This is a genomic window from Alloalcanivorax sp. C16-1 (assembly GCF_046507805.1).
Lineage (GTDB): Bacteria > Pseudomonadota > Gammaproteobacteria > Pseudomonadales > Alcanivoracaceae > Alloalcanivorax.
Map to the genome: position 1 here is coordinate 646,721 of NZ_JBKFTK010000003.1, position 15,654 is coordinate 662,374.

Sequence of the window (15,654 nt, forward strand, 5' to 3'; positions counted from 1 at the left end):
ATGAACAGCGAATACCGTAAACGCCTTCCCGGCACCGAGCTGGATTACTTCGACACCCGCGCGGCGGTGGAGGCGATCCAGCCCGGCGCCTACGCCAAACTGCCCTACACCTCGCGCATTCTGGCGGAGCAACTGGTGCGCCGCTGCGAGCCGGCGGCGCTCACCGATTCGCTCAAGCAGTTGATCGAACGCAAGCGCGATCTGGATTTTCCCTGGTACCCGGCCCGGGTGGTGTGCCACGACATTCTCGGCCAGACCGCCCTGGTGGACCTGGCCGGTCTGCGCGACGCCATCGCCGAGAAGGGCGGGGACCCGTCCCAGGTCAATCCGGTGGTGCCCACCCAGCTGATCGTCGACCACTCCCTGGCGGTGGAACACCCGGGCTTCGAGGAGGGCGCCTTCGAGAAGAACCGGGCGGTGGAGGAGCGCCGCAACGAGGACCGTTTCCACTTCATCAACTGGACCAAGACCGCCTTTGACAACGTGGACGTGATCCCGCCGGGCAACGGCATCATGCACCAGATCAATCTGGAGAAGATGTCGCCGGTGGTGCAGGTCAAGGACGGCGTGGCGTTTCCGGACACCTGCGTGGGCACCGACAGCCACACCCCCATGGTCGACGCCCTGGGCGTGATTTCCGTGGGAGTGGGCGGCCTGGAAGCCGAGAACGTGATGCTCGGCAATCCCTCCATGATGCGTCTGCCCGACATCGTCGGCGTGGAGCTCACCGGCAAGCTGCGACCGGGCATCACCGGTACCGACATGGTACTGGCGATCACCGAGTTCCTGCGCCGCGAACGGGTGGTGGGCGCCTACCTGGAATTCTACGGCGAGGGCGCCGACAGCCTGTCCGTGGGCGACCGCGCCACCATCGCCAATATGACGCCGGAATACGGCGCTACCGCCGGCATGTTCTTTATCGATGGCCAGACCATCGATTACCTGACGCTCACCGGCCGGGACGACGACCAGGTGGCCCTGGTGGAAACCTTTGCCCGGGAAACCGGCCTGTGGGCGGACGATCTGAAAGACGCCGAGTACGAGCGGGTGCTGACGTTCGACCTGTCCAGCGTGGGCCGCAATCTGGCCGGGCCTTCCAATCCCCATGCGCTGCTGCCGGTGTCGGAGCTGCGGAAGCGCGGCGTGTCCGGTGAATGGGAACAGAAGGAGGGCGAAATGCCCGACGGCGCGGTGATCATCGCCGCCATCACCTCCTGCACCAACACCTCCAACCCGCGCAATATGATCGCCGCCGGCCTGATCGCGCGGAACGCCAACCGGCTCGGCCTGACCCGCAAGCCCTGGGTGAAATCCTCCCTGGCGCCGGGTTCCAAGACCGTGAAGATGTATCTGGAAGCGGCCAATCTGCTGCCCGAGCTGCAGAGCCTGGGCTTCGACGTGGTGGCCTTCGCCTGCACCACCTGCAACGGCATGAGCGGCGCGCTCGATCCGGACATTCAGCAGGAAGTGATCGACCGGGACCTGTACGCCACCGCGGTGCTGTCCGGCAACCGCAACTTCGACGGCCGCATCCACCCCTATGCCAAGCAGGCGTTCCTGGCTTCGCCGCCGCTGGTGGTGGCCTACGCCATCGCCGGTACCATCCGCTTCGACATCGAGAAGGATGTGCTCGGCCACGACGCGGACGGCAAGCCGATCCGGCTCAAGGACATCTGGCCCGACGACGGCGAGATCGACGCCATCGTCAAGGCCAGCGTCAAGCCGGATCAGTTCCGCGCCACCTACATTCCCATGTTCGAGAAAAAAGGCGGCGACGAGCGTGCCGCCAGTCCGCTCTACGACTGGCGCCCGCAAAGCACCTACATCCGCCGTCCGCCGTACTGGGAAGGCACCATGGCCGAGGCCCGCGCCCTCAAGGGCATGCGGCCCCTGGCGATCCTGCCGGACAACATCACCACCGACCATCTGTCGCCGTCCAACGCCATCCTGCTGGACAGCGCCGCCGGCGCCTACCTGCACAAGATGGGGCTGCCGGAGGAGGACTTTAACTCCTACGCCACCCACCGGGGCGACCACCTCACCGCCCAGCGGGCCACCCTGGCCAATCCCAAACTGTTCAACGAAATGGTGCGGGACGAGAAGGGTGAGGTGATCCAGGGCTCCCTGGCGCGGGTGGAACCGGACGGTGACGTGATGCGCATGTGGGAGGCCATCGAAACCTACATGCAGCGCAAACAGCCGCTGATCGTCATCGCCGGCGCCGACTACGGCCAGGGTTCGTCCCGGGACTGGGCGGCCAAGGGCGTGGCGCTGGCCGGAGTGGAAGCGATCGTCGCCGAGGGCTTCGAGCGCATCCACCGCACCAACCTGATCGGCATGGGCGTGATGCCCCTGCAGTTCCAGGAAGGCACCACCCGCCAGACCCTGGGCCTGGACGGCACCGAGGTCTACGACGTGGAAGGCGACCCGGCCCCGCGCGCCACCCTGACCCTGGTGATCCATCGCGCCAACGGCGAGGTGGAACGGGTGCCGGTGATCTGCCGCCTGGACACCGCCGAGGAAGTGTCGGTGTATTCCGCCGGCGGCATCCTGCAGAAATTCGCCAAGGAATTCATGGCGGATTCCGCGGCCTGAAGCGAGCGAGACAACCATGAGCCACGCACCACAAATCCGCATCCCCGCCACCTATATGCGTGGCGGTACCAGCAAGGGCGTGTTCTTCCGCCTGGACGACCTGCCGGAAGCGGCCCGGGAACCCGGCGCCGCGCGGGACGCGCTGCTGCTGCGGGTGATCGGCAGCCCGGACCCCTATGGCAAGCACACCGACGGCATGGGCGGCGCCACCTCCAGCACCAGCAAGACGGTGATCCTGTCCGCCAGTGCCCGCGCCGGGCACGACGTGGACTATTTGTTCGGCCAGGTCTCCATCGACAAACCCTTTATCGACTGGAGTGGCAACTGCGGCAATCTCACCGCCGCCGTGGGCGCCTTCGCCATCAGCAACGGCCTGGTGGACCCGGCCCGGGTGCCGGACAACGGCGAAGCGGAAATCCGCATCTGGCAGGCCAATATCGAGAAGACCATCATTGCCCGCATTCCGATCACCGACGGTCAGGTGCAGGAAACCGGCGACTTCGAACTGGACGGCGTCACCTTTCCCGCCGCCGAGGTCAGAATCGAATTCCTGGACCCGGCGGACGGGGAGGGCGCTCTGTTTCCCACCGGCAACCCGGTGGACGACCTGGAGGTGCCGGGCATCGGCACCCTCAAGGCGACCATGATCAACGCCGGTATCCCCACCGTGTTCGTTAATGCGGCGGACATCGGCTACACCGGCACCGAGTTGCAGGGCGACATCAACGAGGACGCCCGGGCGCTGGCCCGCTTCGAGACCATCCGCGCCCACAGCGCCCTGCGCATGGGCCTGATCCAATCGCTGGAAGAAGCGGAACAGCGCCAGCACACCCCGAAAGTGGCGTTCGTGGCGCCGCCGGCGGCCTATACGGCGTCCAGCGGAAAGGCCGTGGCCGCCGGGGACATCGATCTGCTGGTGCGGGCCCTGTCGATGGGCAAGCTGCACCATGCCATGATGGGCACGGCGGCGGTGGCCATCGGCACCGCCGCCGCGATTCCGGGCACCCTGGTGAGCGAGGCCGCCGGTGGCGGCGAGCGCGACTCGGTGCGTTTCGGCCACCCCTCCGGCACCCTCAAGGTGGGCGGCGAAGCGCGCCGGGAGGGCGACGGTTGGGTGGTGACCAAGGCCACCATGAGCCGCAGTGCCCGGGTGTTGATGGAAGGTTGGGTGCGCGTGCCCGGCGACGTGCTGTCGTAAGCACCGCCGGATCGCGACTGAAGCCGCTCCTACAATTCACGTAGGAGCGACTTCAGTCGCGATAGCTCCGCCGCCAACCGAACACATCGTCAAGGAGGCACCATGACCGGCAACGTGGAGCAAAACCAACGCCCGGATTACGATCCGGAAATCCAGGCCATCGTCGACTATGTGCTCGACTATCGGGTGACGTCGCCGGAGGCCTGGCGTACCGCCCGCCATTGTCTGATGGACACCCTGGGCTGCGGGCTGCTGGCGTTGCGGTTCCCCGAATGCACCAAGCACCTGGGGCCGCTGGTGGAGGGCACCGTGGTGCCCCACGGCGCCCGGGTGCCGGGCACGTCGCACCGGCTGGACCCGATGAAGGCGGCCTGGGACATCGGCTGCATGGTGCGCTGGCTGGATTACAACGACACCTGGCTGGCGGCGGAGTGGGGCCACCCGTCCGACAACCTGGGCGGCATTCTGGCGGTGGCCGATTATCTGTCGCAGAAAAACCTGTCCGTGGGCAAGGCGCCGCTGACCATGAAGACGGTGCTGGAAGCGATGATCATGGCCCACGAGATCCAGGGCGTGCTGGCCCTGGAAAACTCGTTCAACCGGGTGGGCCTGGACCATGTGGTGCTGGTGAAGGTGGCTTCCACGGCGGTGGTGGCGCGGATGATGGGCGCCGACCGGGAGCAACTGTTGTCCGCCGTCTCCCATGCCTGGGTGGATGGCCAGGCGCTGCGCACCTACCGGCACGCGCCCAACGCCGGCTCCCGCAAATCCTGGGCCGCCGGCGACGCCACCAGCCGGGCGGTGCGCCTGGCGGACATCGCCCTGCGCGGTGAGATGGGCATCCCCGGGGCGCTCAGCGCGCCGCAATGGGGCTTCTACGATGTGCTGTTCGCCAAGACCAACAAGGATCAGAAGCTCAAGCCGGAGAACGAGCGCCGCTTCCGTTTTCAACGGGAGTTCGGCAGCTACGTGATGGAGAACATTCTGTTCAAGATCAGTTTTCCGGCGGAATTCCACGCCCAGACCGCCTGCGAGGCGGCGGTGCGGCTGCATCCCCAGGTGCGTGACCGCATCGAGGAAATCGACCGCATCGTGCTCACCACCCACGATTCCGCCATCCGCATCATCTCCAAGGAAGGCCCGCTGTCGAACCCGGCGGACCGCGACCACTGCCTGCAGTACATGACCGCGGTGCCGCTGCTGTACGGGGATCTGACCGCGGAGCACTACGAGGATGCCTTCCACGAAGCGCACCCGCTGATCGACGAGCTGCGCGGAAAAATGGAGGTGGTGGAGGATCCGGCGTATTCCCGGGACTACCACGATCCGGACAAGCGCTCCATCGCCAACGCCGTGCAGGTGTTTTTCCGCAACGGTGAGCACACCGACAAGGTGGCGGTGGAATACCCCATCGGGCACCGCCGACGGCGCGAGGAGGGTATCCCGCTGCTGGAGGAAAAATTCCACCGCAACCTGGCCACCCGCTTCCCGGCGGGCCGGGCCGAGGCCCTGTTCGCCCTGTGCGCCGACGCCGACCGGCTGGAGGCGACGCCGGTCAATGCGTTCATGGACGGGTTCGTGATTTAAGCGCCTCCGGCGCCAGCCGCCTACTGCAGCCGGCGCTGCAGGCCGGTCATGGCCAGAATGCGGGTGCTGATTTCCTCGATGGACAGTTCGGTGGCGTCCAGGTGGGGAATATTGAACTTGTTGTACAGCGCCTGCAGGGCGCGCACTTCCATATCGCACTGGCGCGGCGAGGCGTAACGGCTGCCGGCCTTGCGCTCGCTGCGGATGGCGCTGAGGCGGTCCGCGTTGATGGTCAGACCGAACAGCTTGTGACGGTGGGGCGCCAGGGCATCGGGCAGGCGCAGGTCGTCGAAGTCGTCCTCGGTGAGCGGGTAGTTGGCGGTGAACAGGCCGAACTGCAGCGCCAGATACAGACAGGTGGGTGTCTTGCCGGAGCGCGACACGCCCACCAGGATCACGTCCGCCTGGTCATAGGCACGGGTGCGGGCGCCGTCGTCGTTGTCGAGGGCGAAATGCACCGCGTTGATGCGGATGCGGTAGGCCTGCTGGTCGCGGATCGCATGGGTCTGGCCGATCTTGTGGTTGGCGGACACGCCCAGTTCATCCTCCAGGGGTTTCTGAAACGCGGTAAACAGATCCAGCACCTTGCCGTTGCAGGTATGCAGAATCTGACGCTGCGGACCGTCCACCAGAGTGGAGAACACCACCGGCTTGGCGCCGTCGTCCTCGGCGGCGCGGTTGATGCGATTCACCGCCTCGTGGGCCAGCGCGTCGGACTGCACATAGGGGATGGTGACCTGATCAAATTCTATACTGCCGAATTGGCTGAGCAGACTGTGGCCGATCGTCTCGGCGGTAATACCGGTCCCGTCGGAAACGAAAAAAGCGGTTCTTTTCATGGACTTGAGGCTCCTCGGCGGCACGAGTGCGAGGCCGCGCCGCGGTTCAACAAACGTCGTTACAGTTTCGCCAATACGGGCGGGCAAAGCGCCGTGGTTTTGGGTAGAATGGCGCCTCGATTCATTCCGGTAAAGCCGGGAACCGCCGAAACACGGTGCACAACACCGTTCCCGGGTTCCACGGCCAGCAACACTTAAGGAGACGACCCTTGGCGGAGTACGTAGTCTGGTTTCAGGATCTGGGCAAGGACGACGTGGAACACGTCGGCGGCAAGAATGCCTCCCTTGGCGAGATGATCAGCAACCTGGCGGCGGCCGGCGTGTCGGTGCCGGGTGGTTTCGCGACCACCGCGCAGGCATTCCGCGATTTCCTCGAGCACAACGATCTGACCACCCGGATCAACGACGCCCTGAGCGCGCTGGATGTGGAAGACGTGGTGGCCCTGGCGGAAACCGGTGAGAAAATTCGCAAATGGGTGGTGGACGCACCGTTCCAGCCGGAACTGGAAGCCGCCATTCGTGACGCCTACGAGCAGATGGGCGAGGGCAACGCGGAGCTGCCGGTGGCGGTGCGCTCCTCCGCCACCGCCGAGGACCTGCCGGACGCGTCCTTCGCCGGCCAGCAGGAAACCTTCCTCAACATTCGCGGCCTCGATCACGTGATGGTGGCGGTGAAGGAAGTGTTCGCCTCCCTGTTCAACGACCGTGCCATCAGCTACCGCGTGCACCAGGGCTTCGACCACAAACTGGTGGCGCTGTCCGCCGGCGTGCAGCAGATGGTGCGCTCCGAAACCGGCGCCGCCGGTGTGATGTTCACCCTGGACACCGAATCCGGCTTCCGCGACGTGGTGTTCATCACCGCGTCCTACGGCCTCGGTGAAATGGTGGTGCAGGGTGCCGTGAACCCGGACGAGTTCTACGTTCACAAGAAAACCCTGCTCAACAAGAAGCCTTCCATTCTGCGCCGCAACCTGGGCAGCAAGCTGCAGAAGATGGTCTACGGCAGCGAAGCCAGCGCCGGTAAATCGGTGCAGACCGTGGACGTGGCCCAGGCCGACCGTCTGCGTTTCTGCCTCACCGACGAGCAGGTGGAGAGCCTGTCCCGCCAGGCCATCGAGATCGAAAAACACTACGGCATGCCGATGGACATCGAGTGGGCGCTGGACGGCGACTCCAACAAGCTGTTCATCGTGCAGGCCCGCCCGGAAACGGTGAAGAGCCGCTCCGACGCCTCCGTGATGGAGCGCTACCTGCTCAAGCAGACCGGCAAGGTGCTGGTGGAAGGCCGCGCCATCGGTCAGCGCATCGGCGCGGGCCCGGTGCGCATCGTCAGCAGCATCAAGGAAATGGACCGGGTGCAGCCCGGCGACGTGCTGGTCACCGATATGACCGACCCGGACTGGGAACCGGTGATGAAGCGCGCCTCCGCCATCGTCACCAACCGTGGCGGCCGTACCTGCCACGCGGCGATCATCGCCCGTGAACTGGGTGTGCCGGCCATCGTCGGCTGCGGCGACGCCACCGAGCTGCTCAAGGACGGTCAGGAAGTGACCGTTTCCTGCGCCGAGGGCGACACCGGCAACATCTACGAAGGCAAGCTGGAGTTCGACATCCAGCGCAATTCCATCGAGTCCATGCCCAAACTGCCGTTCAAGATCATGATGAACGTGGGCAACCCGGACCGGGCCTTCGATTTCGCCACCCTGCCCAACCAGGGCGTGGGCCTGGCGCGCCTGGAGTTCATTATCAACCGCATGATCGGCGTGCACCCCAAGGCGCTGCTCAACTACGACAAGCTGCCCCGCGACGTGCAGCACGCGGCGGACAAGCGCATCGCCGGCTACGACGACCCGGTGGACTTCTACGTGGAGAAACTGGTGGAGGGGATTTCCACCCTGGCCGCCGCCTTCTTCCCGGAAAAAGTCATCGTGCGGCTGTCGGACTTCAAGTCCAACGAGTACGCCAACCTGATCGGCGGCAGCCTCTACGAGCCGGACGAAGAAAACCCGATGCTGGGCTTCCGTGGCGCCAGCCGCTACATCAGCGAAAACTTCCGCGACTGCTTCGAGCTGGAATGCCGGGCGCTCAAGAAAGTGCGCGATGAAATGGCCTTCACCAACGTGGAGATCATGGTGCCCTTCGTGCGCACCACCGGCGAAGCGGAGCAGGTCATCGATCTGCTGGCTAAGAACGGCCTGAAGCGCGGCGAAAACGGCCTGCGCGTGATCATGATGTGCGAGCTGCCCACCAACGCGCTGCTGGCGGACGAGTTCCTCAAGCACTTCGACGGCTTCTCCATCGGCTCCAACGACCTGACCCAGCTGACCCTGGGCCTGGACCGGGATTCCGGCATCATCAGCCACCTGTTCGATGAGCGGGACCCGGCGGTGAAGGCGCTGCTGAAGATGGCCATCGACGCCTGCAACGCCCGCAAGAAATACGTGGGCATCTGCGGCCAGGGGCCGTCCGACCACCCGGATCTGGCCAAGTGGCTGATGGAGCAGGGCATCGACTCCGTGTCCCTGAACCCGGATTCGGTGCTCGGCACCTGGTTCTACCTGGCCGAGAAGCACGGTCACTGAGGAAAAAAAGCCCGGCGCCCGCCGGGCTTTTTTGTCAGCGCGCCATGTTCCATCGTCTGATCCGCACCCTCGATCTCTATGACGGCCTGCGTCTGCCGGTCACCATCGGCCGCCACGAGCTGCTGCTGGTCCATGAGGAAGGGGAGACCTGGCTGGTGCAGCGGCGCTGCCCCCACGGGGACTTTCCCCTGGAGCGCGGTACCCTGCACGACGGCGTGCTGCGCTGCCCCGGCCACGGCCTGACGTTCTCACTGCGCAATGGGCGCTGCCCGGACAATCCGGCGTTCTGCCTGCGGCGGTATCGGCTGGAATTCGACGGCCCCTGGCTGGGCGTGTCCCTGGATCCGACCGGCGGGCACTGACCGCCCCCCGAATCGATCCCGATCAGCGGCTGGCCACCGCCTCCGGCGCGGCCATTTCCAACTGGTAGCGCAGGCGCAGTTCCTTCACCTTTTGCACATAGGCCCGGGTCTCCGGGAACGGCGGAATGCCGCCGTAACGGCGCACATTGCCCTCGCCGGCGTTGTAGGCGGCCAGCACCTGGTCCAGGGAAGTGAAGCGCTCCTGCAGATAGGCCAGGAAGCGGGTGCCGCCACGGATGTTGTCGGCGGCGTCGAAGGGATGGGTCACGTTCAGATAATCGGCGGTGCCCGGCATCAGCTGCATCAGCCCCTGGGCACCCACCCGCGACACCGCGTAGCGGTCGAACAGGGATTCGGCGTGGATTACCGCCTTGACCAGGGCCGGTTCCACCTCGAACTGGCCGGCGTTGGCCAGGATCAGGGTGTCGTAACGGTTGCGCTGGAATTCGGACAGCGGCTGCGGCCGGTAGCTCCAGCCCTTGCGCACCGACAGCAGGGTATAACTGGCCGAGACCCGGTCCTGGGGCTGGTCGGTGTACAGGATTTCCCCGTTCGCCCCCCGGTATTTGTAGATATTGTCGGCCCCGACGTGCGCGGACAGCCCCAGTGCCAGCCCGGCCAGCAGCAGTCCCCTTGTCAGGCCGATCACCCCCGTGATCGTCATTATCATTGTCCAGCCCGATTCCGAACCGTCTTGATACCACAGTCGCCGGGGCGGGGCTAGGTGCCTCGTATCAGTTATCGCGACCGGGTCTCAGTGTTTCGGCTGAGCAGGTTTTACGTTCACGGCGGCCGCTCTTCACCCGCCGCTGCCGTCGCGGCGCCGTTAAAGTGGTAGCATGCCCGCAGGATAAAGGAGGACGCATGCTGTCGGATCGGTTGCACGCCTGGGTGGTGAATCTGGCCACCTGGTTGGCGTTCGGATTACTGTTAATGGTGTTCGCGCTGACGGTGGCCGCCGCGGTGCTGTGGATTCAGGATCGCTATCTGCAGAAATCCCACGCCATCCGCCGCAACTACCCCCTGATCGGCCGGTTCCGCTATTTCTTCGAGCACCTGGGCGAGTTCTTCCGCCAGTACTTTTTCGCCATGGACCGGGAGGAGCTGCCGTTCAACCGGGCCCAGCGCAGCTGGGTGTACCGCGCCGCCAAGGACCTGAGCAACACGGTGGCGTTCGGCACCACCAAGCAGAACGCGCCGGGCCGGGTGATCTTTCTCAACACGCCTTACCCGACCCTGGAAAAGGACGCCGCCCGAACCCTGCCGCTGATGATCGGGCCCCACGCCCGGCAACCCTATGTGGCGCGCAGCTTCCACAATATTTCCGGGATGAGCTTCGGGGCGCTGTCGCGACCGGCGGTGCGCGCCCTGTCCCGGGGCGCCGGCCACGCCGGCTGCTGGCTGAACACCGGCGAAGGCGGCCTCACCGAAATGCATCTGGAAGGCGGCGGCGATGTGGTGTTCCAAATCGGCACCGCCTATTACGGCGTGCGTGACGCCGACGGCAACCTCAGCGACGACCGGCTGGCGGAACTGGCGGCCTTGCCCCAGGTGAAGATGTTCGAGATCAAGCTCAGCCAGGGTGCCAAACCCGGGAAGGGCGGCATTCTGCCCGCCGAGAAGGTGACCCCGGAGATCGCCCGCATTCGCGGCATCCCGGTGGGCCAGCCGTCGGTGAGCCCCAACGGCCAGCCCGGCGTGCGCGGCGCCGACGACCTGCTGGACCTGATCGCGCGGGTGCGCGAGGTCACTGGCAAGCCCACCGGCATCAAGACCGTGATCGGTTCCTGGCAGTGGCTGGAGGACCTGTTCGTGGCGATCCACGAGCGCGGCCTGGACAGCGCGCCGGACTTCATCACCGTGGACAGCGGCGAGGGCGGCACCGGCGCCGCGCCCATGTCGCTGATGGACGATGTGGGGCTGAATCTGGCCGAGTCCCTGCCGCTGGTGGTGGACCTGCGCGACGGCTTCGGCCTGCAGGAACGCATCCGGGTGATCGCCTCCGGCAAACTGATCACCCCGTCCATGGTGGCCTGGGCCATCGCCATGGGCGCCGATTTCTGCGTGTCCGCCCGGGGCTATATGTTCGCCCTGGGCTGCATCCAGGCGATGCAATGCAATCGCAATACCTGCCCCACCGGCGTCACCACCCACAACCCGCGCCTGCAGCGCGGGCTGGTGCCCGCCGAGAAGGGCCGGCGGGTGGCGCACTTCCACGCCAACCTGGTCAAGGAAGTGGAAACCATTGCCCACGCCTGCGGGGTGGGGGAGCCGCGCCAGTTGCGCCGCCACCACGCGCGCATGGTCAACGCCAACGGCGACTCCATGCCCCTGGAGGAGCTGTGGCCACCCATCGAACCGGGGTTGTATCTGCGCCAGGGGCGGCCCAGCCTGCACGCGCCGGTGGCCCGCTTCCGGGTGGGCACCTGATCATCAAGAACCTGTAACGAGGAGAGTCCGTTGGCTAACGATTTCGATCTGGTGGTAATCGGCGCCGGTTCCGGCGGTGTGCGCGCGGCGCGCATGGCCGCCGGCCACGGCGCCCGGGTGGCGATCATCGAGCAGCGCTTTTTCGGCGGCACCTGCGTCAACGTGGGCTGCGTGCCGAAAAAGCTGTTCGCCTACGGCGCCGGCTTCGCCGGCGATCTGGAACTGGCCGCGGACTTCGGTTACCGATTGGGCGACTGGCAGTTTGACTGGGCCACGCTGCGCGACAACAAGAGCCGCGAGATCGAACGACTCAACGGCATTTACCGCCGCATTCTGGATCAGGCCGGCGTCACCATTTTCGAGGGCCACGGCCGCGTCGAGGCGCCGGGCCGGGTCAGCGTGGACGGCGAGCGCACGCTGACCACCGACCACATCCTGGTCGCCACCGGCGGCAAGCCGTTCGTGCCGGACTTTCCCGGCAACGAGCACGTGCGCATTTCCGACGATCTGTTCTACCTGGAGGCGCTGCCGAAGACCGTGGCGGTGGTGGGCGGCGGCTACATCGCCAGCGAGTTCGCGTCCATTCTCAACGGCCTGGGCGTTACCGTGCATCAGCTCTACCGCCGTGAGCTGTTCCTGCGCGGTTTCGACCATGACATCCGCGCCTTCGTCGCCGAACAGATGGCCGCCAAGGGGGTGCAGCTGCACTTCAACACCGACGTGGACGCGGTGGAGACCCGCCCGGACGGGGCGCGCGGCCTGAAGCTGAAAGGTGGCGGTGAGCTGATCGTCGACGAGGTGTTCTACGCCACCGGTCGCGACGCTAACCTGGAAGGGCTGTTCGCCGAGGGTCAGACCCCGGCGCTGGACGACAGCGGTGCCTTGCGGGTGGACGATTATTTCCAGACCTCCATCAAGGGTGTCTACGCCCTGGGCGACGTCATCGACCGGGTGCCACTGACCCCGGTGGCCCTGGCCGAGGGCATGTGGCTGGCGGCGCACCTGTTCGCCGAGCAGAAACCGGCGCGGCCGCTGGACTACCGGGATATCCCCACCGCCGTGTTCTGCGCGCCCAACATCGGCACCGTGGGGCTCACCGAGGAAGAAGCCCTGGAACGCTTCGGCACCTTGCGCGTTTACCGCTCCAGCTTCCGGCCGATGCGCTATTCCCTGGGTGATATTCAGGAAAAGACCCTGATCAAGCTGATCGTCGACGACGCCAGCGACCGGGTGGTGGGCCTGCACCTGGCCGGCGAGGAAGCGGCGGAGATCACCCAGGGGTTCGCGGTGGCGATCCGCATGGGCGCCACCAAGGCGGACTTCGACGCCACCATCGGCATCCACCCCACCTCCGCCGAGGAGGTGGTGACGTTGCGCCAGGCGGAAATCGTGCCGGCGGCCAGCCAGTCCGGCGAGTAGCCGTTACAGCGGCGTCAGCGTTACCGGCAGACCATCCTTGGGCACAGGCAGACTGGTGGTGTCCACCGGCATTTCATAGCCGGCGGGCACCGACCAGCGCCAGCGCAGCAGAATCTGATGCAGGATCGCCTTCACCTGCATGTCCGCGAAATGCAGGCCGATGCATTTGTGGGCGCCGCCGCCGAACGGCACCCAGGCGAACGGATGCACCTTGTCTTCCCGGCGTTCATCGCTGAAGCGTTCCGGATCGAAGCGCTCCGGGTCTGGCCAGTACTCTTCCATGTAATGGGTGAAGTAGGGCACCACGGTGAGGAAGGTGCCGGCGGGGATGTAGTAGCCCTGGTAGTCCACGTCGCGCACCGTGCGGCGCGGCAGCGACGGCACCGGCGCGCACAGGCGCAGGGCTTCCTTCATCGCCAGGGTAATGCCGCCGAGCGCTTCCAGATCCTCGAAATCCAGCCGTTCCTTGTTAAGAGCGCGGCTCTCCGCGCGCAGACGCTCCTGCCAGTCCGGCCGGCGCGCCAGCTGATAGAACAGATTGGACAGGGTGATGGTGGTGGTGTCGTGGGCCGCCATCATCAGGAAGATCATGTGGTTGACCACGTCCTGGTCGGAAAAGCGCTCGCCGTCCTCGGTGGTGGCGTGGCAAAGCGCGCTGAACAGGTCGCTGCCCCGGCTCGCCCGCCGCGCCGGGATCGCCTCCCGGAACAACGCCTCCAGCACGCGCCGCCCGCGCAGCCCCCGGGACCAGCGCAGGCCGGGCACCGGGAAGCGCAGCAGGGCGGTGCCGGCGCGCACGGTGTCCACGAAGGCCCGGTTGATGCGTTCGGCGCGGGGTCCCAGCTCACTGCCCATGAACACGTCCGTGGCCAGGTCCAGGGTCAGCTGCTTGACCCGGGGCAGCACCTTGACCGGCCCGTCCGGCCAACGGGCCAGGCCGTCCTCGATGCGTGGTCCCATGCGTTCCAGGTAGCCCTGCAGCGCCGGCTTGGTGAACGCCTGCTGCATGATGCGCCGGTGCCAGCGATGCTCCTCGAAATCCAGCAGCATGATGCCGCGATGGAAGAAGGGACCGATAAAGAAGTCCCAGCCGCCATGGTTGGAAAACAGGCTGTCGCGGTTGAGCAGCACGAACTGATTGGCGTCCGGCCCCAGCATCTGCACCATGCGCAGCCCGAACAGGGAGGTCCAGGACACCGGCCCGTAGCGGTCGTAGCGACCGCGCATCATGCCGATGGGATCGCGCATGCTGCTCAGGGTATTGCCGATCAGCGGCCAGCCCGGGTCTCCGGGTACCGGTTTGAGAGGGCTGCCCGAGGGCACGCGGGCGAGGGGAACCACGCTCATGGGATCACTCCGTGAAAACGTAAACATCGTGTATAGCGGAATGGTGGACCGGGCGCGGGCGGGCCACAAGAGGGGGTAGATGACTTTCCGTTGTACATTTACCGACCCGTTTTTCCGGCGCTGGCCACGGAACGACCAATCCGCGCCAAGGGCCCGTGGTCCGGCGCAAGGAGACGATCTTCAACGGTTTGTTCACGCGGTTATCCACAGTTTCTGTGGACTATCCCCACCCCGGCGTGAGCTTGCGACACCGCCGGCCGGCGCGGCGCCCCGGCCTGTGAGCGGCGCGGGCCGGTGTGTATGATTGAGTCCGATTGCCAATACGGAGACGAGTGCATGCGCAGAGTGGTGTTCAATCGTAAGGGTGGCGTGGGCAAATCCAGCATCACCGTGAATCTGGCGGCGATCAGCGCCGCCGGCGGTCGCAAGACCCTGGTGGTGGACCTGGACCCGCAGTGCAACGCCAGCCAGTATCTGCTCGGCATGCAGGCCTACGGCCACGACAGCGCCCCGACCCCGAACATCGGCACTTTTTTCTCCCAGACCCTGTCGTTCAAGCTCAAGGAAAAAGCGCCCCGGGACTATGTGCACACCACCCGTTTCGAGAATCTTTACCTGTTGCCGTCCGACGCCGGCCTGGGCGAAATGGAGCACCTGCTGGAGTCCAAGCATAAGATCTACAAGCTGCGCGGCCTGCTGAAAAGCCTGGGGCGGGAATTCGACGCCATCTACGTGGACACGCCGCCGGCGTTCAATTTCTACACGCTGTCCGCGTTGATCGCCGCCGACCGGGTGCTGATTCCGTTCGACTGCGACGCCTTCTCCCGCAAGGCCCTGTACACGCTGCTGGAGAACATCCAGGAGGTGCGCGAGGACCACAACGAGGACCTGATGCTGGAAGGCATCGTGGTCAACCAGTTCCAGCCCCGCGCGCGGCTGCCCCAGGATCTGGTGGCCTCGCTGGAGGAAGAGGGCCTGCCGATGCTGGCCAGCCGGCTGTCCGCCAGCGTCGCCATGCGCGAGTCCCACGAACTGGCCACGCCGCTGGTCAACTGGAACCCGCGCCACAAACTCACCGAGGAATACCTGGCGCTGTATCGGGAACTGGCGGCCCGCTGAACGCCCACTCCGGATTGGTAAAAGCCCGCCGCTTGTACTATCGTGCGCGGGCTTTTTCATGGTTCATCACGCTTTGGTGGGAAATCGATGCGGGAGATCTCTATCCGGGACGCGGATCTGTGTGGGGGCCTTCCGGGAACGCCGCGAGTACGTCCCTGTAGGCTCCCTGTCAAACG

Annotated in this window: 11 protein-coding genes; 8 read left to right on the forward strand and 3 right to left on the reverse strand. The window is 65.8% G+C overall.

Translation table 11 applies throughout. The annotated features are described in order from the left end of the window. The 3 genes from acnD to prpD all read left to right on the forward strand — a co-directional run bounded on the left by acnD (position 1) and on the right by prpD (position 5,380). Positions 1-2,595 (forward strand): Fe/S-dependent 2-methylisocitrate dehydratase AcnD, encoded by a 2,595-nt coding sequence (acnD, locus tag ACLD0W_RS13705; RefSeq protein ID WP_410308041.1) that lies wholly within the window; start codon positions 1-3, stop codon positions 2,593-2,595. A 16-nt stretch (positions 2,596-2,611) separates the two neighbouring features. After that, complete coding sequence (gene prpF / locus ACLD0W_RS13710; RefSeq protein WP_410308042.1) at positions 2,612-3,793, forward strand: 2-methylaconitate cis-trans isomerase PrpF; 1,182 nt, start codon at positions 2,612-2,614, stop codon at positions 3,791-3,793. A gap of 102 nt (positions 3,794-3,895) precedes the next feature. After that, positions 3,896-5,380, forward strand: a complete 1,485-nt coding sequence (gene prpD / locus ACLD0W_RS13715; RefSeq protein ID WP_410308043.1) for a 2-methylcitrate dehydratase — start codon at positions 3,896-3,898, stop codon at positions 5,378-5,380. Between the two features lie 20 nt (positions 5,381-5,400). Here the strand turns inward: prpD and ACLD0W_RS13720 are convergent, their stop codons facing one another. After that, positions 5,401-6,219 (reverse strand): pyruvate, water dikinase regulatory protein, encoded by an 819-nt coding sequence (locus ACLD0W_RS13720; protein ID WP_410308044.1) that lies wholly within the window; start codon positions 6,217-6,219, stop codon positions 5,401-5,403. A gap of 209 nt (positions 6,220-6,428) precedes the next feature. Between ACLD0W_RS13720 and ppsA the strand changes: the two genes are divergently transcribed. Both ppsA and ACLD0W_RS13730 read left to right on the forward strand, forming a co-directional pair. Next, positions 6,429-8,801: a phosphoenolpyruvate synthase gene (ppsA, locus tag ACLD0W_RS13725; protein WP_410308045.1), complete on the forward strand. Its 2,373-nt coding sequence runs from the start codon at positions 6,429-6,431 to the stop codon at positions 8,799-8,801. 44 nt (positions 8,802-8,845) lie between these two features. Then, the gene (locus ACLD0W_RS13730) at positions 8,846-9,163 is read left to right on the forward strand and encodes a Rieske (2Fe-2S) protein (protein WP_410308046.1); all 318 of its coding nucleotides are present in this window, start codon (positions 8,846-8,848) and stop codon (positions 9,161-9,163) included. A gap of 22 nt (positions 9,164-9,185) precedes the next feature. Here the strand turns inward: ACLD0W_RS13730 and ACLD0W_RS13735 are convergent, their stop codons facing one another. Then, positions 9,186-9,827 (reverse strand): lytic transglycosylase domain-containing protein, encoded by a 642-nt coding sequence (locus ACLD0W_RS13735; RefSeq protein WP_410308047.1) that lies wholly within the window; start codon positions 9,825-9,827, stop codon positions 9,186-9,188. Between the two features lie 200 nt (positions 9,828-10,027). Between ACLD0W_RS13735 and ACLD0W_RS13740 the strand changes: the two genes are divergently transcribed. Next, entirely contained in the window at positions 10,028-11,593 is a 1,566-nt protein-coding gene (locus tag ACLD0W_RS13740) for an FMN-binding glutamate synthase family protein (RefSeq protein ID WP_410308048.1), read from the forward strand. Positions 11,594-11,623: 30 nt separating this feature from the next. After that, positions 11,624-13,012 (forward strand): glutathione-disulfide reductase, encoded by a 1,389-nt coding sequence (gene gorA / locus ACLD0W_RS13745; protein ID WP_410308049.1) that lies wholly within the window; start codon positions 11,624-11,626, stop codon positions 13,010-13,012. A gap of 3 nt (positions 13,013-13,015) precedes the next feature. Here gorA and ACLD0W_RS13750 read toward each other — a convergent pair whose 3' ends face one another. After that, positions 13,016-14,359 (reverse strand): cytochrome P450, encoded by a 1,344-nt coding sequence (locus ACLD0W_RS13750; RefSeq protein WP_410308050.1) that lies wholly within the window; start codon positions 14,357-14,359, stop codon positions 13,016-13,018. A gap of 336 nt (positions 14,360-14,695) precedes the next feature. On the opposite strand from ACLD0W_RS13750, the gene ACLD0W_RS13755 reads away from it, so the two are divergent. Beyond that, positions 14,696-15,478 carry a ParA family protein gene (locus ACLD0W_RS13755; RefSeq protein ID WP_410308051.1) on the forward strand — a complete coding sequence of 261 codons (783 nt, stop codon included), beginning with the start codon at positions 14,696-14,698 and terminating at the stop codon, positions 15,476-15,478. The last annotated feature ends 176 nt before the right edge of the window (positions 15,479-15,654 follow it).